Source organism: Enterococcus sp. C76, from assembly GCF_040886985.1.
Lineage (GTDB): Bacteria > Bacillota > Bacilli > Lactobacillales > Enterococcaceae > Enterococcus_B > Enterococcus_B lactis.
In genome coordinates this window covers 1-17,698 of record NZ_JBFOEY010000010.1, presented here as the reverse complement: position 1 = coordinate 17,698, position 17,698 = coordinate 1, and the positions used below count along the sequence as shown (strand labels likewise).

The window sequence follows — 17,698 nt, the reverse complement described above, 5'->3', positions numbered from 1 at the left end:
TGTCACTCCTCAATAAAACTGAGAGTCAACCCCTCCCACTTCATTTCCTGGAACTTGTCATTCCAAGAATATGAAGCGGCAGTCCTATCCCCTACATAGAATCTTTTCGTTGTATTTCCACCAACTTGTGGATCTGGATAAGAAACTGAAAAGAATTCCCCTGATATTTTTGTAAGAATTTGCGATATTTCATCATCTGACAATGGTCCCCAAGTAATATCAAGTTTGATCTTCTCTGAAACTATATCTCTTATCATTTTACCGTTAGCGTTTCGACCTGTAGAATCAGCATCAATTGTTTGGATACTTGCTGAAAATGTTTTAGGAGTTTTAACTACACTCCCATTTATACTTAAGTTTGTCATCTTATCATCTCTGTTTCCGTTCCTATTTTCCGATTACTGGATTAATACCAGTTTGCTTTTCAATTTTTTTAATTTCTTCTAAAACGACTTTGGCCAATGTAGCACGGTCTACTTTAAGATTGATTTCTGTTCGATTAGGTGTTTTATTATCCCCTCTATTGTTACTAGAATTATTCAATAACATCAATAAAATACGATAAAGTTCATCTGTTCCCATTGATTGAGAAGGTGCACTTTGATTATTGAAACCTGAAGATAGACCAGAAATTTTAGTCGCTTCAGCAAATATATTTGGCAATACAAGATTCGAACTGAATATATCCAGCCCAAGATACTCCACAGCTTGTTGTACCAATTCAGCAGCTCGTTGTGGTTTTTCAAGAGGTATGATCATTTCTTTCTTATTGCCTTCGCCCATTCGATATAAACCATCTTGAGTAATTAATCCACCATTTTCATATCCGACCCCTCGATACGCTGCAGCAAGTGATCCGTAACGACTTAATGCATATCTCATTGATGCCAATATGTTCGACAGGGGATCCCAAATGTTTTTATTATATGGGCTTTGAGCATATGCTCGAAAAGTCGGATCAATAACCTGCATTAATCCTTTCGAAGGAGTTCCATTCTTAGCATTAATATCCCAATTATTAATTGCATTGGGATTCCCATTTGATTCGGTCTTCATCTGATAGAGCGTTCTGTTGGCATTGGCAGTTGAAGCAATACCAAGTATATTCAAAGCACGATTTACAGTTGATCGCCATCTCTCAACAGATTGTCCAAAGGTTACAGATGTAGCAACTCCTCCAATAGCTCCAAAAGAGGCATTCTTGTCAATATCATTCGCTCCAAGCGATCCATTTATATGCAGATGGTCATAGTGATCATTTGCTGGCCACCTTACCCAAATTCCGCTTGCCCCAGTACCGGACATTCCTTTACGGTCTCGAACTTTACCTTGAGTGATTACGTAAGCTACTCTTGAAGCAAAGTTATCAAACACCCAGTTAGCTGGTGCAAAATACTTAGATGAACCATTCATACTTGCCGGATAAGCAATGTCAATTGCTTGATGTTTCCCATGCGAATACGGATCCCCAGATCTAAATCCAGAAGTTATACGCATGCCCGGGTATCGATTAATGACTTTTTGGGCAATTTCATAAAGATATTTATAAACACCCCATCCTCCCATGGAGCCATCGAAAGAACTATTTTGCGCCTCATAACCTGCATCAAATTTTGATTTAAACCATTTATAAGCTCCTTCTGCAATTGTACCAACAGCGCCCTTTGCCATCGATAACGCTGGTTCAACAGCATTTTTTAAATTTACGAATTTAGAAATTGCAACATTTAACAGTTTTTTTGGATTAGAAGCATACGACCAAATATCTGAAGCAATTTCTTTTGCTCCATCCCACTTCTCTTTTAGCCATTCTCCAACACCATTTGCATATCGTGGAATTGACTTTCCATACATAGCCGCTGTCTTAGGACCACTCAATACAGAAGTTCCTTTGGGCAAATTAACTAAAAGATTCCGCTGCGCTGGGAAGATACCTATTTTTCCGTCTGGTGTGCGATATGCTTCTTGATAGTTTGAGCCTAAACCATCGTTAACTAGCGCCATTCCACCTGGATGATTTCCGACACCTTGAGCATATTTAGGTATCTTCCACTTAGCTAACTTACTACTTCCTGCACCCACTTTTTCTAGTACCCAGTTAATACCATTGATTACACCATTCACACTTTTTCCAATAATACTAACCATTCCATCGAAGATCTTTCCAGCACCCTCTTTTACGGCTTCAACGCCATTACTTAACCCTTTTCCGATTTTACTTCCAAGACCACTTGCCCACTCGCCAATTTTTTCAAAAACACTCGAAGCAGTAGACTTCATCGAATTCAAAGAACCACTCATATTCGTTTTCAATGTGGAAAAAGCATTACTAGCGTTAGTCTTAGCTACTTCGGCTTGATTTGAAACTTTATTTTTAATTTCGTCCCATTTTTCAGATGTAGCTTTTTTTACATTTGCCCATTTTTCACCAACATTTGTAGCAATCTCTCTTGCCTTACCGGTAACAGTATCCTTTGCAGCACTCCATTTTTCACTAGTCCACTTAGAGACTTTTCCCCAAGATTCAGAGGTAACTCTTTTAATGTCCTCCCATTTCTCGCTAATCCATCCACCAAGTTTCCCAGCTGTTTCTTTAATTGTATCCCAATTTTTCCAGAGCAAAACGCCAACAGCGATGATAGTACCTATTGCTAAAACTGCTAGTCCGATTGGGCTCATCAAAAATCCAATAGCAGCACCTAATGCCGTTGTAACTCCTATAGCAATCCCCGCCACAACATTCCAAGCTGTTAGAGCTCCGCTAACAATAAGAAATGCCGTGCCAAACGACCCAATAATAAGCGCAAAATTAGAGACACTTTCTGAATGTTCAGATATCCAATCACCTATATCAGTGAGAATATCGCTGAGATTTTCTAAAACAGACACAGCAATACCACCAGTCCACTCAGCTATTGGTTCCAACACATTATCCCACAACCATTTAAAAGCTGGTTTTATCCCCTCAATAATACCGTTTAACAAATCCAGAGCACCACTCAGTAAATCCAAAAAGGCTGGTATTAGATCCTCAATGGTGTAAGAAGCCAATGGTAATAAAACCTTCTCGTAAAACCAAGCTAGTCCAGCTCCTATATTTTCTGTAAGAGGTTGTATAGACTGAAGCAAACCATCAATAGATTCAAGTAGCGGAGTGAAATCTAATTTCTCAGCCCATTCCACTGTTGCGCCAGTAATCTTGTTAATAGTTGTGAGTATTGTATTTACAATGCCTAAAATCCCAGACATGATTGAATCACCAGTTTTTCCTGCATCCCATGCCTTACCGAATTGTTTCGCTAAACCACCAATTACATTAAAAATATTTGTAAATATTTCTAAAAGATTCGATGCTATAGCTTCTCCTGTTCCATCATTCCATGCATTTCTAAAAGATTTAGCTATTTTATGCAAAACAACCAATATGTTGTTAAACATATCAAAAATTGATTGAATCAGCCTTGTTCCGCGTCCATCATCTTCCCATGCGCGTCTGAACGCACCGGCAATATCACCAATTATGCCAAGTACATCTGCTAATAAAATCAGGATATTTTCAATGAATAATTGACCCGTTCCGTTTGTCCAAACTTCCATAAATGACTTGCCGATAGCAGAAGCTAACCCTATCACTTCACCTAGTGCGTACTTCCAAGCATCAATCACTCGTTTGCCTTGATTTTTCCACGCATCCTGAAACGGTTTGAAGAAATTCTTCAGAATACTTTGTATTTCTTTCATCCATTTAGGCGTAGAATAAGTACCTGTTGCAGATCCAAAATCAATACTAGGAGCAGAATCTTCTTCCTTTTCATCCCCCATATCCATCGTTAACTTGTTAATTTGGTCAAATCCCATAAGAGATTTTTGTAGTTTCTTGACTTTCTCATTCGCTTTATTTGCAGAAGAGCCAGTATCATTTAACGCTTGAATATTATCATACAATCCACTAGCGCCTTGTTTAGCAGCATCATAGGTTGTTCCGAATAGCATCGAAATAAAGGAAGCCAGCTGCCCTGTGAGTTGCGCTACTGTACTCATTAAAGTATTTAATGCTGGTAAGATTGCCGTGTATATTGGATAGAATGCCGTCATAAGATTGACTTTAATCTGATTCAACGAAGCACTGAATTGATCGTTCGTTTTTAACGCTGCCATAATACCACTAGCTAGTTTGGTAATTGCGCCACCTAACAGCTGATAAACGACCAATGAAGGTAATAGATATTTCATCGACTGTGCAAAAGCATTCGTGCTTCTTGTCATTCGATTTGTTCCAGCTGTAACTTTGTTAGAATTACTAGAAAATAGACTTCCGAACTTTCCAATAAATCCAAGAGAGTTCCTCAAACTATTTCCGACGCTCCCAAATCCGTGTGAAACTGCATTGGACATACGGTTGAATACTCCGCCATATTTAGAAACAGCTCGCTCAGATTGCTTCAACCCTGTGCCTGTCATACTTGCACCGTTAAAAACATTACCAGTTTGAATTGAAGATTGTCCCAAAGCAGAGTTAACTCGTTGCAGAGCCTTTCTCAACGCATCTGCTCTGTCTTCCGTTTGTGCGTATTCCTTTTGCAAACGATCATTGTCACTTATAAGCTTATTCATCTTGATTGATTGTTTTTGAATCTCTCCAGACGTTTTCAGTGATTGGGGAGTATCTTCATAATTCTTAAATCCAGAACTAAAACTACCAGTCGGAACACGCTGATCGTTGTATTCCGCTTTTAAAGTCCGAATTCGTTTTCTCATAGCTTCAATCTGTGCTTCGTTTTGGCTCATGCCTTTAGTTATATTTTCCAAGGAAGACGGCACAGCGTCTAATTCACGCTTAATTGTATTGCCCATTCCTTTTGCCTGATTTTGGAGTTTTGTCATCTGAGCTTGCGCTCGAGCGATTTGTTCATCGTATTTAACGACTTTACCTGTATCTCCTTGACTGGATGCCGTTTGCCTTTGTGATTTCAGATAAGCAACCTTTTCTTGTGCTGCTTTTGCTTGTCCCATCTTAGCGTTGATCTCATTCACCATCGCATCGATTTCCTTGGTAACCTTCGGACGTGCTTTGCGCACCCCGGTTGCGAAGTTATCTCCAGCAGCTTCAGACGACTGCTTTGTCGATCGCTCAAAGTTTGCTAATGTTTTTTCTAGTGCTTGATTCATTTTTTCTAGTTGTTTCGTGAAATTGCTAGCGCCTTTTTCAATATCCATATTTTTCTCTGTGCGATCCATTGAGTTACCGGACATTTGTTGGATTCTACTCATTGCACCCTCAATTTTTGGCAATACACTCTCTAGGGATTGCTCAACTCGAGCAGTATTGATATCTAACAAGACTTCAAGTGTTTCTAATTCTAATCCCATGCTTTCTCACCTACCTTTCTTCTATGAGTTTTCTTCTTTCTCTTGTTGCTTTGATAGCCTGCGCTTGGGCCAAGAACATTTCTTGCTCACGCTGTATAGTTTCCTGCTTTGTTTCTTCCTCCGTTTTTGCTTCTTCAACGGCTTGTTCAATTTGTTTGAGAAATGGATAAGCATCTTCAAATTTTGGAAACTTCTTCGGATCATTAAATGCAAAAACGGCTAGCCTTTGCTGAGAATAGTCGAATAATGCTTTTTCTTTTAACTCATTCTCCTTGATTTTCTTGTTGGCTTGAACTTGTATCATGATTTCTTCAAGCGTCATTCCCCAATATTCAGTGGCAGGGATTCCTGATTCGACAGCTTGCGGGTACATGAACTCAAGCATTTCGGATAGATTATCAAAGTTTTTTATAGAAGACTGTCTTCGCTGTTCGTTTGATCCAAAGATTCCCCATCTGTCGCTTCGTTCGCCGTTTCTTTCTTTCCGAAAAAACCAGCTTCATCCAAGAAGTCATTGATTTCGCCAAATAGATCCATCGTTGTTTTTCCTGATTCAATGTATTGCTCGAACGCATCAACGATTGCTTTATCTGTCACGCCGCTTGTTTTATTGGCGCCTTGTAAGATAATCAATAAACTGTTGGCTGGTGGTAATTTGATTTCACCTTGTTTTTTAACAAACAGTCCCATGATCCCTTCATCTAAGCGCTTTTCGATTGCTAAAATCGATTTACCGTCTAAACGAAGTTGTAAATTTAGCTCTCCTAATTGAAATGATTTAGTGTTTGGCATTTGTACTACGTTGTTTTTTGACATGTATGTTTCCTCCTAATTTATAAAAATAGAGACTAAGGATTATCCCTCAGTCTCTGATTCGTCTGCATTGTCCCCTGTGATATCTTCAGGGGTTGTTACTCCCCCGGCGCTGGTGCCGGAGTAATATCTGGACCGTCACTTACAACGATACCTAAGTTAAACCCAATCGCTTGGTTAACTTCAGCTCCATCAAATTTGTAGTAAGGCTCGCCAGTGAATTCAGCTTTCAATCCGTCTGGATAAGTAATCGTCCATTCAACTGATTTGTTTGCTTCTACCAACGCATGAATATCACGGAAGTTATCTCCTTGATATACGATCGCAAATTCTAGATTGTCAGTATCTTCTATACCTTTGATATAAGCTTTCCTTTCTGATCCTAAGTGTGTTACATCCACTTTCTCCGGATCACTCCCCAATGCTGGAATAGATTTAACTGCTGCTACAGTTTTAGTTGACTCACCATCTTTGTACGTTAAGACAGTTCCTTTTGACAATAGTCCTGCAAAATCCATGTGTAATTCCTCCTATTTTTTGTATACATATTTCGTAACATTATCAACTACTGCTGTTACTTCAACAATGATTCGCTTTAAATCAGCCGTGTTAGCATCTTTAGCGGTACCAGAAAAACCAATACTACCGAATGTGCTTAAAACACTTTCAGCAATACTGGTCTGGCTTTTGTCTCCGTATAATTCAACCGTGATTGTCCAATCTGTTTGTAACTCATTACCTAACGAATCAATTTGATGTGGCTTGTTGGCCGTTCTGTAAATGGCTAGCGGAAAAGTATTCCAAGTTGAAGGATAGTCCGTCGCAATCTTTTTGATGTCAGTGACGGCTTGTAATACTTCAACAGTGACCGTCTTCATATTCACTCGTTCCATCACTTCAACTCCCTTAACTTGCGTTGTACATGTTCTTTGTAGATTTCTGGTGCTTCACCGATCAAATCTACTAAAGAAGGATACAAGAACGGTCGTGCTGGCTGTCCTTTGGTAATGTAGAAGTCTGTACCTTGAACAGTCACACGAGGAATACCGTATATAGCTTCCAAATCAACCGCAACATCTTTCACAGGGATGAACCATGCTGTTTGCGAGTAAACTGGTGTAAATCCTTCTGGTAAATCTTTTTGACTAGCTTCACCGACAGGACCAGTACCAACTTCACGAAATAGCGCTTCTTGCTTGTCAGACCAGACACGTCCAACAATTTGGTTTTGCGCATTAATAACAACTTCATTCTTCAAACTACCCAATAATTCTCCACTAGAATATTTCATGCTAGACGACACTCGCAATTCGGCAGCTTGTTTTATCAATTCGGTGATTTCAAAAGTCGCGTCCCACATCGCATCATCCAAGATTTGCGGTATTGCTTTGACTTTTCGTCGTAAACTTTCAAAACCTTTGATCTCAACTCCCAAGATTATCATTCCTTTCTAGCATAATATTCTTGTGCGTGGAAAATGTTTGGATAGATTTGATTGTGAAGTCTGGTTCTTCATCTTTGCCAACGTATACGCAAACACCATCTAATTCGTTTTGTGTTTCGTTGATTTTGTCACCTTGGTATTTACATGCTTTCATTGTTTCAAGCTTGCTACCATAGATTTTGGCATTTACCGTACCGCTTGCCGCTTGTATATTCATTCGTAACTCAATCGGATCATACGGGTATGTGATTATTTCTTCTGCTTCTTCGTCAAAAGTTACTTTTCGCTTTTTTAGATAGACAGTTTGTAAATCTCGTTCTCTAAGTCTCATTTGAACGACCTCACTTTCGCCACTCTATAACGGTTGAGTTTCGATTTAATTTTGGCAGGAATACCAATTTCGAATGATTGAGACACCCCGCCTTCAGTCCTTGAAGTTTCACCTTCATTCCCTTCAATATTCCTGCGAAAAATATATAAATCTTTAACAGAAGAAGACATATTGCCCACAAGCACATCACGATTGCAATAATCTAACGCATCATACATGGCATCTTTGATATCATCTTTTAATACATCGATTGCCATGGGATCCGTAATAGAAAACTTACGCCCTAGTTCGATCGCAAGCTTATCTAAGGCGATTTGATTTTGTTCGTTCATAAACTATCACTCCTTTGAGTTAGCTTTTTTCTTCTGTTGTACTTCTTCAAAGAGAGTTGAGTTAAAATACTTCTTGTCGATTTGAAGTGTTTCTCCTGATTTATACCGGTGTCCATCATAGAACACCGGGGTATCTTTAACTTTTACCTTCATAAGCTAGACCTAAATCGGTTGTGCTTGGAACACTTCATCAGCAGCTGCAAATGAAGGCAATGCAGTTGCAACAGCTTTTGTCCAAGTTCCAACTGGGTCACGTGTTTCGTCATATACCGAAGCTAGTACATTTCCTACTAAGCTTGTATCAACAGATGGATCACGAGTTAACCGAGTTTCTTCTGCAGTTGGCCCATATAATGTTTCACCTAGTAAGTCGTCATTGAACATTGCAAATTTGTTTTCCGGGAAGTATTTCTTAGTAGTATAGGTTCCATTAGTTTCCTGCACTTTGTATTTTTCATCGTAGGTACGAATCACTGGATAACCATGAGTTTCCATAAATGCATCCAGATCAGCTTGAGAAACTACCCGACCAGAATCTTTGCCAAAGATTGCAGCAATGATTTTAGGATGTGTAGCAAGCGCCCGATATATTTTCCGAGAGGTTAATGCACGAGTTGGCTTAGTATCCAATGCATCAATCCAACGTTCGATATCTGCCAATGGATCAGATTTTTCATCAGTCCAAACGTTTGTACCAGTCAAAGCTTCTTTGTGTTCAACAGGTACGTGATAATCAAGTGTAAAGTTCAAGCCGTTTTCTTTAACGGTGATTTGCCCGGAAGCTAAAACCTCCATGCGCATTGCTTCGATACGAGCACGCACGCCTGCAACTAAATTGTCAATATCATTGTAGACTTGCCCTATAAGATAATCCTGTTCTGCTTGTGTACGTGGATTTTCCAAAGCAATGATATCTGTTTCTGTTAATTGCATTTTACGTTTGATCAGCGTAAGTTCTAACTCAGATTTAGAAGCAATACGGCTGCCAATTTCCGCTTCAGTATCGAAGTCGTGAATAGATGCTGCGACAGGGATACGACTACCACCACTTAATTGATCTAATTTTAAAGAAGGTTGTTTACGTTCTGGGAAAAGTGTTTCGCCTAGTAAAGGTTTATATTCGCGATCACGAATATAGTTTAAAACTTCATTCTGTGTAAATAATTCCATAATTGTTGGCATATTTGGTTCCTCCTACTTTCTTTTATTCTCCGCCACCAGCGGCTACTTTTGGTTTTTTATTCGCATCTAAGAAAGTAATATTCTTCAATGCAGTGATTGCAGCATCCGTAGGTGCTTCTGGTAAACGATCAGCCAATACATAACCATCTACAAGGATTGCTACTGGTTGTGAGCCTGTTTCAGCATCCACAGTTACTGAATTAAAAACAACTCCTAAAGCTGTGTCGTCATTGGCAGGATAGATTTCACCAGCTTTGAAAGATTTATCAGCTTGATAAGTAAAGTTTTGAAACTTTGCACTTGCTAAAAAGTTGATATGTTCAGCTGTTTTATTTGGTTTTACATACATGTGTGATTCCTCCTATTTTCATTTCCAAAAATCGTTATTTTCTGTTTTTGTACGACTGTTTGCATTTTTCGCAAATTGACTACCGATAGATTCATTTGTAGAACCGCTATTATTTCCTGCAGGATTGTCCGCTGAATCAGCAAGACGAATATTTACAGCTTGTTCAACTGCATTACGGAATGCCTTAGATATACTACCATAAGCTTCTTCCAGATTATTTTCATCACCACCGAACAAAGGTGCCAAAACAGTTGAGAGCGAATCAGGCAATTTATCGGCAGCTAAGCGTTTGATTACTCCCGCTTCATCTTTATCACGCTTCAAAGCCAAACGATCAGCTTCTATCTGTTCACGCTCTTGTTGTAACTCATATTGCGCTTTTTCTTCAGCGGACATCTGACCTTTTTTTTCAGCATCTTTAATCTTTTTATCTGCTTCTACTTGCCATTTAGCCTGTGCAGTTTCAATAGCTTTAGAAATACGCTTATCGACTACAGAATCAAATTCAGATTGGCTAGCGAAAGAAATCGGCTTGCTTTCACCATCTTGACTACCGTCTGCACCGTCACCCTCGCCACCATCAGCAAAGAACTGCAAATTCATCTCAATCAATCGATTTCTACATGACTGTCCTACAAATTGGTTCATTAACAATTTATTCTCTTGCATAAACTTTTCTCCTTTACCCATGCACATTCAAAACAGACATAACAAAAAGCACCCCATCCACGTTTTCGCCCAGACACAGTGCTTTACCTTTGATATTCCATTTTGAACCCACACACGTTATTAGATTTACTTAGCTTTTAATGTCTTCGAAGTGTTGGACATTATAAAAATTTTAGTAGGTGCTAAGCTTTAATGCATTTGTTTTCAAATTTCTTATACGCATCAAAATAAAACTCTTCTTTGTCGCCATTGTATGTGATTTCGTAATACATTCCGTCAAAAAGTGTAGTACTCAGCAACGCTTTATTATTTTGCAACGTTTTGCATGACCAAACCACGAAAATATCAAATTCTTTAACCTTATCACTTTTGTCTAAGTGATCTAGCGCGTATTCCTTAACCAATTGTTCGCATCGACTAATAAATTTTTGATTGTCCATACTTATCTCACTCCTATTATTTTTCTCTTTTGCTCTTTAATCTCTTCTTCTGAATACTTTTCTATCAGCTTATCCATCCATTCGTTATAGGTTGTGTCACCTCTGATAGGAATGACTTTACCACTGATAGGATCTAAAGCATTCCTCGGTAGCTTAAGAGTGCGTTTGCTGTACATAACCGCTATTGTTCTACACCAAGGATGAAACGGCGGATACGTTCCGCTTGCACCGTTTACCTTAGCTTCAGAAACTGGATAAATTTTGTGATCTTTGCCTTTGCAGATTTCAGACGTTCGCAAGTCCAACACAGCTACTAGCATGTACTCTTTTATGCCGTTATCTTGCCAAGCTTTGAGTTTCGCTTGGTTAGCCATGTAATTAGCTTCTGTACGAATCAAACGCCTAGTGACACCAATAGAGCGGTCAAATTCACTAGCTATTGCCTTAGCCATTTCAAACTCCGACATGCCAGTCATAGATTCAACAGTGAACAGTTCTTCTAACCTTGTTGCTAAAGCTTCAGTATCACCCCAGATCCGTTTAGAATAATTCGATCCATGCCAGTGGCTATCGAGGATGTTCTTTGTATACCTGGTCGATAGTTTCTTAAACTGATAATCCTTCTTGTTCCATACCTCAATGACTACGCCATTCTTGGCATTCTCTTGTGCCTTTCGGATAACTGATTCAGCCGTTGCCTCACGATACGATTCGTGTATAGCATCTACATAAAATTCCGTCTGTTTTTCTAACTGAACGTCTGCAACTTGCTTAGAAACTAAAAAAGACTTGGCTTTCAATTCTTCTGCACGAGTGATACGCTCTTTAAATGCTAATGCTTGCAATCTGTTCTTTGCTGCAACTTGTAATTCAGGATCTTTAATCTGTTTAGATAGCTTTCTCAATTCTGCTAACTCTTCAACTGATGTTGTTTGGTTCAGTATCCGTTTAGCTTCATCCTCAGACAGCCCAGATCGTTGTTGAGAGCGAGCAAACAACTTCCTGACCTTTTGGGTTAAATATGTTTGTGCTTGCCTGTAAGCCTTGGCTACGGCTTCCTCAACCTTAATTGCACCATCATTTATCTTTTGCTCTGCGTCGAGATTGCGGCGTTCCCAATAGGATAGCTTACGCTTCTTTTGAGCCATTTAATCAGCTCCTAGTCTTCCTGAACATCATCTTCAGGTTGATCATCCAAATCTGAATGACTGTCTTCAGCTTGAACACCCAATGCTTTTGCTTGTAGCTTCATACTTTCTACTTTTTGCTGATTCAACATATCAACCACTTCCTGAGGATTGTCGATATCATCCAACCAACCCAAACTTATTAATAGAGGAATAAACTCTTGTGATTCTTTAATTTGATTGATGATATCTGAACGATTAATCGGCAAATTAGGTTTAAACTTGATCGTGGTTCCTTCGACATCAACATTATGACCTTTTACATTCAAAATATTCTGCAACAATTCCAAACGTTGCATGATACCATCTTCAAAATATCCAATTTTGATTGATAACACAAGCAACAAACCGAATAACTTGTATTTCATTGCTTCTCCGGATTGTGTACCGGCAAAGTTTTCATCATTGAGATTCGGTACATAAGTAGTTTTGTGAAAATCATCTAGTAAAGAATCTGCTAGTGTTTGAACTTGAGTTTCATCAAACGTATTAGTAGCATACTGGAAATCTCCACCATCTGATTTCGATGGCGCTTCAATGGCCATTGTTCCATTTATCTCATCTGGCTTTTCGTCAGGCAAACCAAATCCGAACATTATCATAATAGCTTTGACGAAGTTCTTCTTATCTTTGATACGATCAGTCTGCAGAATGTTATATCCATCAATCTGAGACAGTTGTTGCTCATAGTCGCCTTGTTTTTCTTCGTTATTTCTAAATTCAACCACAGGAACATCCTTGTAATAATGTGGTTTAAAGTTTGGATTGAGATTCCTCTTTATTAAACTACTCTTATCTAGACGTTTTGTTTTAGAGTAGTAAGTAATTACTCCTTTTCTAGTATAAACTGATATTTCCCAGAATATCTTACGGTTCAAATCACGCTTCTTGACCATACGAACAGCAAATAATTTAGTTCGATCAATGGTGTCATCAACTACTAAAAACATCCCTCTTGGATCAATCCACGCAATCTTAGGAATGGTTTCAGGAACATCACTATTCTCAGTGCCAGGCTTAATTGCTAAATAATGCAATTCAAGACCTACACCCATTACTGACAAGCCTTTTTCCAATTCTTTATCATGTTTTTTAATTTTCATTTTTTCTAACGCATCCGTAACTGGAGTAATGTCTTTCCCCTTTGCACTAGCATATGAGATAGGTGCGCCTACAGTAAAACCCACCATCATATCCGTTACATATTTAGCATTGTTTACGAAAATTTCATCCATGTCGTGTGGCGTTCGAATCTTCTTTTGTCCAATTTTATGCGGTTTCCCTTCATAGTAATCAAACAACATATCAAGCCTCGGGATTTCTTTTTTATGCTCATCTATGCAGAAATTGATTACTTCCATACTAGGATTGTTAATATCACCAACTAACTCACGATCAATAGCAATTGCCATTCTTTCACCTTCTTTATTCCATCCATGAAGGACGATTAGTAATTTTAACTTTGTTGCTCTTAAAGATAATTGTATATACGAAATATCTCACTGCATCCATAGCGTGGTCATTTTGCTTTATTGGTTTATCTTCTCCACGGTCCATTGCTTTAGAATCCCAGATATAAGAACTAAATTCCTTGAATGTATTCACGCAAGAGGAATTAAATGCTATTTTCTCTTCGTTAAGTAAAGTACTCACAAATCGAATACCATCCAATACATCATTTTTTGCTTTCCTGATTTTGAAGTTGCGTTTCTTCAACTCGGCAATAAAAGAAGCAGCGGACGGATCCACAATCACTTCTTTAATGCGGATGCCTTCTGTAAACCCCTCTAATTCATCAGCGAATTCACAGTCAGTCTTTTGTTTCTTGCTATCACGTCCAGAATAATAGAATTCTTTTGTGCAATACCATATACCATCTTTACCCCTTTGCCACAATAAAAATACGGTAGCATTCTGCGTACCGTAGTCAATGCTTATATAATTATCACCGAAGATGAAATCAACTAATGTATTGTAGACATGTTTTGATTGATCAAACATATCGTAAATGATACCTTCAGCAACTGTCCATAAACCAAGAATATACCGTTTATAGAAGACACCTGAATACATGTTACGATATCTCTTCTTAATCGATTCATCTAAACTAAGGTTGTCATCCATCGTAAAGTGAAGATACACCAGATTCTTTTCCTTAATCTTATCAATCCAATTAAGCTTGAACCAATGATACGGACCGTCTGGGTTGCAATTAAACCAAAACTTGGAACCTTTCTCGGAACAACGCCCAGTTGCTTGGTTAACAAACGATTCAGGCATAAGCGCTACCTCATCAAAGAACATACCAGCTAATGTAATACCTTGAATTAAGTCTTGCGAACGTTCATCTTTACCGCCGAAAATATAGAAGTAATTGGTCTTACCTTTTTTTGTGACTTCCAACATATTATCAGCACGATGATCTTTATATCGATAACCTCGTGATAGAAGCATAAGTTTGAGCCAAAACAGTACGTTTCGCCGAAACGAGCCGATCGTTTTACCTGCCATCCCAAGATTCTTGCTATTGAATGTAAACATTGCCCACATAACATAAGACAAGCACATTGAAATAGTCTTACCGGAACGAATAGCGCCATCGGCTATAATTCCGTCTTTATTTTTAACGGCAGATTTTTTAGTCCACCAAGTAAGAATCATCTTTTGTTTTTTGCTGAAAGGTTTGAACTTAAATACTGTCTGCTTTACTCTTCTGGCCATAATTCTTCACCTTCAGCTTCCAATGCTGCTAAGAATCCGTCATCATCTATTTCTTCTGGATCCAAATCTCCGGTTTGCATCTTAAGACGACATACTTCTAACTGTGATTTTTCAATCTGATTACTCATTAAATCTAGTTTTATTCTTCTTTCATCCTGTTCATCAGCAATAGCTACAAACTGCTTTATCAAATTAGACAACGTACCCATCGCTCTTGACTGCGCATTTAAAAAGTTTGCTTGTTTATCCCATGCATATTGAATAGCATATTCTTCTGAGCTACCAATATCACTTGATGACCATTTAGAAACCTCTTTTGATAAGCTATCATCATAAGCCACATACATAATTTTTTGTGCTCTAATAATAGCTGTATACTGAATCATGATGTTATTCCAGATAATCTCTTCTGGTTTAGAGGTTGCAACCTCATTCATGATTTCTAACGTTTCAGAAGGTAACCAATTGGCGAAAAGCCCATGTTTTATAGCGTTTTTATTTCTATCAGGCGCTCCCCTGTTATTAGGTATGGTTGCGTCCTTGATTGCAACCTTTTCTTGCGACCAATAACGAGATTTCCATGACTTTACTGTACTAACTGATACGCCATATTTATCAGCTATTTCCCTGTATTTTAAGCCTTTTTCATAATCTTCTTTGGCTAATTCGTATTTTTTCACATGTGACACCACCTCGCTTGTTTGCAACATTTGTTTTGTAATCTATATACTTTGAAAGTTTTTCCTCTATGTGTTTATCTGAATAGAAACCATGACCGCAATAACAAGTTTGCATTTATCAATCTCTTTCAGTGTAGATTCTCTAGTCATTTCAACAACGGAATACTTCTTTTAATAGATACTAACCACATTTTTTTATATAAAAAAATAAAAAAATCTGGACAACCTGTAAAAATAGATTTGTTATGATTTTAGTTGGGTAATGGTTCTCCTTTTAGAATGATGAATAGGATAATTAATAATCGTTTTTTATCACAACTCTTGCATATATTAAAATGTACACAATCAAATTACATTACCCAGCCCATGAAGTTACCCACCATTTCTTCATGGGTCTTTTCATATCAAAAACTACTTCATTGAATAATCTATAATACAGTTAAGAAAGGAAATACAATGCCTAATTATGTTATTGATACACTCTCAACAAAAGAAGAAATCAAATTATTGCATGAATCAGACTGTCCTTATGCGCCACTTAAAGCATATTCCATTAAATTAGGGTTCTTTACAGAATGTACCTCCGCTCTTCGATACATTCGTTTAAAAGATTCAATGTCTAATTTTTATGGATGTAAATATTGTTGTCGTTCTTGCTCGAATAAAAAGCGTTAATATTAATTAACTCAGCTAACTAATACTAATATTCTTCATTTTTCCATTAAATAAATTTATTAGCAGTGTTTTGAATAATAAAAAAGAATGATATGGAGGTATAAACATTGCCGTATTACATTATTAATGCCAATCCTAATAAAAACGGTTTTCATGAATTACACATTAAAGATGATTGTAAATATATCCCCAATGAAAAAGAACAAATAAAAGTTGGGTATTTTTTTGAATGTTCTGCTGCAATTCGACATCTACAGATACTATATCCAGGAATAAATTTTGATAGTTGTGATTACTGTTGCAATACATATCACAGAGACTAATAATCATGAGAAGCAGTTCTATCTGCTTCTCTATTTTTTGCACAACTGATCCATACTTTTTACTGAATAACACTCAATAACTGTCTCTAATAATTTTGGTAAACTTTTAAAGTCTCTTTCAGATGCTTATTTTATTCTAGCAAGATTGGTTTTCTTATTCCAACTCCATATCATTACCTCCAAATACATAAAAATAGACAGCAACCAATCGAAAGAAAAACGTTGAACAATTCATAGGAGCTTTTACACATCCTTTTCGTTTATTTTTTGTTTAGTTGCTGTCTATCTGAGAAGAAGTTTAAAACGATGAGAGAGATTGCCTCCCTTCGTTTATTTGTCGAAGTCCTGTTTCCTAATCTTTCGACACTATCATAATAACTCGTTTTTTAGTCCATTTTCCCTACTAAATCCCTAAAAAAACCCTATTTTTTTAGAGCAATCAGAATCCCTCCAGAATATGCTTCGGCAAATTCAATTAAAGCTTGGGATTTCAGCCTCTCAATATTTTTTTCGCTGTATATTACTCTTTCATATTTTCCATCGCTGTTACGCTGATAAATATCAAGCTTATATGCAATATCACGAACAGTTAATTTATTAGGCTCACAATAACTCAACTGAATGATCTTCTTTGAAATATTCGAGAGACTTTCAATCGCTTTGTCGATTTGTTGAATTTCTCTTGAGTAAAGTTCTATTTGACTTACATTTCTTAATTTATGAGCCATCATTTTTTCTACGCCATTGACATTGCTATGGTATACAGGTCCATCTGTTATCTCCGAAGAACGGACTAAAGAATAAGGGTCAACACTTGCACCAACAATCCGTCGTTTTATTCTTCTATATGTGGATAGTAATTTTCTCGCATTTGCTCGTGTCTTATTTTCATCAATTTCGGGTACTAATAACATCAAACCGTCCACCTAGCCTTCCTCGTATGATATAATAAAGTGTCAAATTTATTATGCGAGGTCGGAGAAATCCGGCTTTTTTTATTTTCTGTAATCATTTACAAATCACTTCAAGACATGTTAGACTGATGATAGCGTTTATTGTTACGACACAATATTCTATGTACAAGACAGCCTATCTCGGCTGTCTATTTTTATGTTCTAAATAACTGTTCGTGTCGAGTTAACTGATGGATTTCCAATCTCACAACTGAATCAATCTCATAAC

Annotated in this window: 18 protein-coding genes; all 18 read right to left on the bottom strand. The window is 37.6% G+C overall.

The window, feature by feature from the left end; genetic code table 11:
- Nucleotides 1-2: 2 nt before the first annotated feature.
- Entirely contained in the window at nt 3-365 is a 363-nt protein-coding gene (locus AB3I00_RS12040) for a DUF6711 family protein (protein ID WP_368025308.1), read from the bottom strand.
- 22 nt (nt 366-387) lie between these two features.
- Nucleotides 388-5,370, bottom strand: coding sequence for a transglycosylase SLT domain-containing protein (locus tag AB3I00_RS12035; RefSeq protein WP_368025306.1), 4,983 nt, complete (start codon nt 5,368-5,370; stop codon nt 388-390).
- 10 nt (nt 5,371-5,380) lie between these two features.
- Nucleotides 5,381-5,755, bottom strand: coding sequence for a hypothetical protein (locus AB3I00_RS12030; protein ID WP_368025304.1), 375 nt, complete (start codon nt 5,753-5,755; stop codon nt 5,381-5,383).
- A 23-nt stretch (nt 5,756-5,778) separates the two neighbouring features.
- The gene (locus AB3I00_RS12025; protein ID WP_121262102.1) at nt 5,779-6,186 is read right to left on the bottom strand and encodes a DUF6096 family protein; all 408 of its coding nucleotides are present in this window, start codon (nt 6,184-6,186) and stop codon (nt 5,779-5,781) included.
- 95 nt (nt 6,187-6,281) lie between these two features.
- Nucleotides 6,282-6,701, bottom strand: a complete 420-nt coding sequence (locus AB3I00_RS12020) for a phage tail protein (RefSeq protein WP_368025303.1) — start codon at nt 6,699-6,701, stop codon at nt 6,282-6,284.
- A 12-nt stretch (nt 6,702-6,713) separates the two neighbouring features.
- Complete coding sequence (locus AB3I00_RS12015; RefSeq protein ID WP_010749493.1) at nt 6,714-7,076, bottom strand: hypothetical protein; 363 nt, start codon at nt 7,074-7,076, stop codon at nt 6,714-6,716.
- Entirely contained in the window at nt 7,076-7,618 is a 543-nt protein-coding gene (locus AB3I00_RS12010; RefSeq protein WP_368025302.1) for an HK97 gp10 family phage protein, read from the bottom strand. The genes AB3I00_RS12015 and AB3I00_RS12010 overlap by 1 nt, the downstream gene beginning before the upstream one ends.
- Entirely contained in the window at nt 7,608-7,958 is a 351-nt protein-coding gene (locus AB3I00_RS12005; protein ID WP_368025301.1) for a hypothetical protein, read from the bottom strand. Before AB3I00_RS12005 ends, AB3I00_RS12010 begins: the two co-directional genes overlap by 11 nt.
- On the bottom strand, nt 7,955-8,290 hold the full coding sequence (locus AB3I00_RS12000; RefSeq protein ID WP_368025299.1) for a phage head-tail connector protein: 336 nt from the start codon (nt 8,288-8,290) through the stop codon (nt 7,955-7,957). The genes AB3I00_RS12005 and AB3I00_RS12000 overlap by 4 nt, the downstream gene beginning before the upstream one ends.
- 162 nt (nt 8,291-8,452) lie before the next feature.
- Nucleotides 8,453-9,472 (bottom strand): major capsid protein, encoded by a 1,020-nt coding sequence (locus AB3I00_RS11995; protein ID WP_368025297.1) that lies wholly within the window; start codon nt 9,470-9,472, stop codon nt 8,453-8,455.
- Between the two features lie 22 nt (nt 9,473-9,494).
- On the bottom strand, nt 9,495-9,821 hold the full coding sequence (locus AB3I00_RS11990) for a hypothetical protein (protein WP_368025296.1): 327 nt from the start codon (nt 9,819-9,821) through the stop codon (nt 9,495-9,497).
- A gap of 18 nt (nt 9,822-9,839) precedes the next feature.
- The gene (locus AB3I00_RS11985) at nt 9,840-10,490 is read right to left on the bottom strand and encodes a DUF4355 domain-containing protein (protein WP_368025295.1); all 651 of its coding nucleotides are present in this window, start codon (nt 10,488-10,490) and stop codon (nt 9,840-9,842) included.
- Nucleotides 10,491-10,672: 182 nt separating this feature from the next.
- A complete protein-coding gene (locus AB3I00_RS11980) occupies nt 10,673-10,930 on the bottom strand; it encodes a DUF6275 family protein (RefSeq protein WP_368025294.1) in 258 nt (85 codons plus the stop codon).
- Between the two features lie 2 nt (nt 10,931-10,932).
- Nucleotides 10,933-12,078, bottom strand: a complete 1,146-nt coding sequence (locus AB3I00_RS11975) for a minor capsid protein (protein ID WP_368025292.1) — start codon at nt 12,076-12,078, stop codon at nt 10,933-10,935.
- 11 nt (nt 12,079-12,089) lie between these two features.
- Complete coding sequence (locus AB3I00_RS11970) at nt 12,090-13,529, bottom strand: phage portal protein (protein ID WP_368025291.1); 1,440 nt, start codon at nt 13,527-13,529, stop codon at nt 12,090-12,092.
- A gap of 13 nt (nt 13,530-13,542) precedes the next feature.
- A complete protein-coding gene (locus AB3I00_RS11965; RefSeq protein WP_368025290.1) occupies nt 13,543-14,838 on the bottom strand; it encodes a PBSX family phage terminase large subunit in 1,296 nt (431 codons plus the stop codon).
- Nucleotides 14,823-15,518, bottom strand: a complete 696-nt coding sequence (terS, locus tag AB3I00_RS11960; protein WP_368025289.1) for a phage terminase small subunit — start codon at nt 15,516-15,518, stop codon at nt 14,823-14,825. The genes AB3I00_RS11965 and terS overlap by 16 nt, the downstream gene beginning before the upstream one ends.
- A gap of 1,420 nt (nt 15,519-16,938) precedes the next feature.
- A complete protein-coding gene (locus AB3I00_RS11955; RefSeq protein ID WP_368025288.1) occupies nt 16,939-17,430 on the bottom strand; it encodes an ArpU family phage packaging/lysis transcriptional regulator in 492 nt (163 codons plus the stop codon).
- Nucleotides 17,431-17,698: the final 268 nt, after the last annotated feature.

Coding starts and splice junctions, on each gene's coding strand:
- AB3I00_RS12040 (WP_368025308.1), bottom strand. CDS start 365: ATGACAAACTTAAGTATAAATGGGAGTGTAGTTAAAACTCCTAAAACA.
- AB3I00_RS12035 (WP_368025306.1), bottom strand. CDS start 5,370: ATGGGATTAGAATTAGAAACACTTGAAGTCTTGTTAGATATCAATACT.
- AB3I00_RS12030 (WP_368025304.1), bottom strand. CDS start 5,755: ATGCTTGAGTTCATGTACCCGCAAGCTGTCGAATCAGGAATCCCTGCC.
- AB3I00_RS12025 (WP_121262102.1), bottom strand. CDS start 6,186: ATGTCAAAAAACAACGTAGTACAAATGCCAAACACTAAATCATTTCAA.
- AB3I00_RS12020 (WP_368025303.1), bottom strand. CDS start 6,701: ATGGATTTTGCAGGACTATTGTCAAAAGGAACTGTCTTAACGTACAAA.
- AB3I00_RS12015 (WP_010749493.1), bottom strand. CDS start 7,076: ATGGAACGAGTGAATATGAAGACGGTCACTGTTGAAGTATTACAAGCC.
- AB3I00_RS12005 (WP_368025301.1), bottom strand. CDS start 7,958: ATGAGACTTAGAGAACGAGATTTACAAACTGTCTATCTAAAAAAGCGA.
- AB3I00_RS12000 (WP_368025299.1), bottom strand. CDS start 8,290: ATGAACGAACAAAATCAAATCGCCTTAGATAAGCTTGCGATCGAACTA.
- AB3I00_RS11995 (WP_368025297.1), bottom strand. CDS start 9,472: ATGCCAACAATTATGGAATTATTTACACAGAATGAAGTTTTAAACTAT.
- AB3I00_RS11990 (WP_368025296.1), bottom strand. CDS start 9,821: ATGTATGTAAAACCAAATAAAACAGCTGAACATATCAACTTTTTAGCA.
- AB3I00_RS11985 (WP_368025295.1), bottom strand. CDS start 10,490: ATGCAAGAGAATAAATTGTTAATGAACCAATTTGTAGGACAGTCATGT.
- AB3I00_RS11980 (WP_368025294.1), bottom strand. CDS start 10,930: ATGGACAATCAAAAATTTATTAGTCGATGCGAACAATTGGTTAAGGAA.
- AB3I00_RS11975 (WP_368025292.1), bottom strand. CDS start 12,078: ATGGCTCAAAAGAAGCGTAAGCTATCCTATTGGGAACGCCGCAATCTC.
- AB3I00_RS11970 (WP_368025291.1), bottom strand. CDS start 13,529: ATGGCAATTGCTATTGATCGTGAGTTAGTTGGTGATATTAACAATCCT.
- AB3I00_RS11965 (WP_368025290.1), bottom strand. CDS start 14,838: ATGGCCAGAAGAGTAAAGCAGACAGTATTTAAGTTCAAACCTTTCAGC.
- AB3I00_RS11955 (WP_368025288.1), bottom strand. CDS start 17,430: ATGTTATTAGTACCCGAAATTGATGAAAATAAGACACGAGCAAATGCG.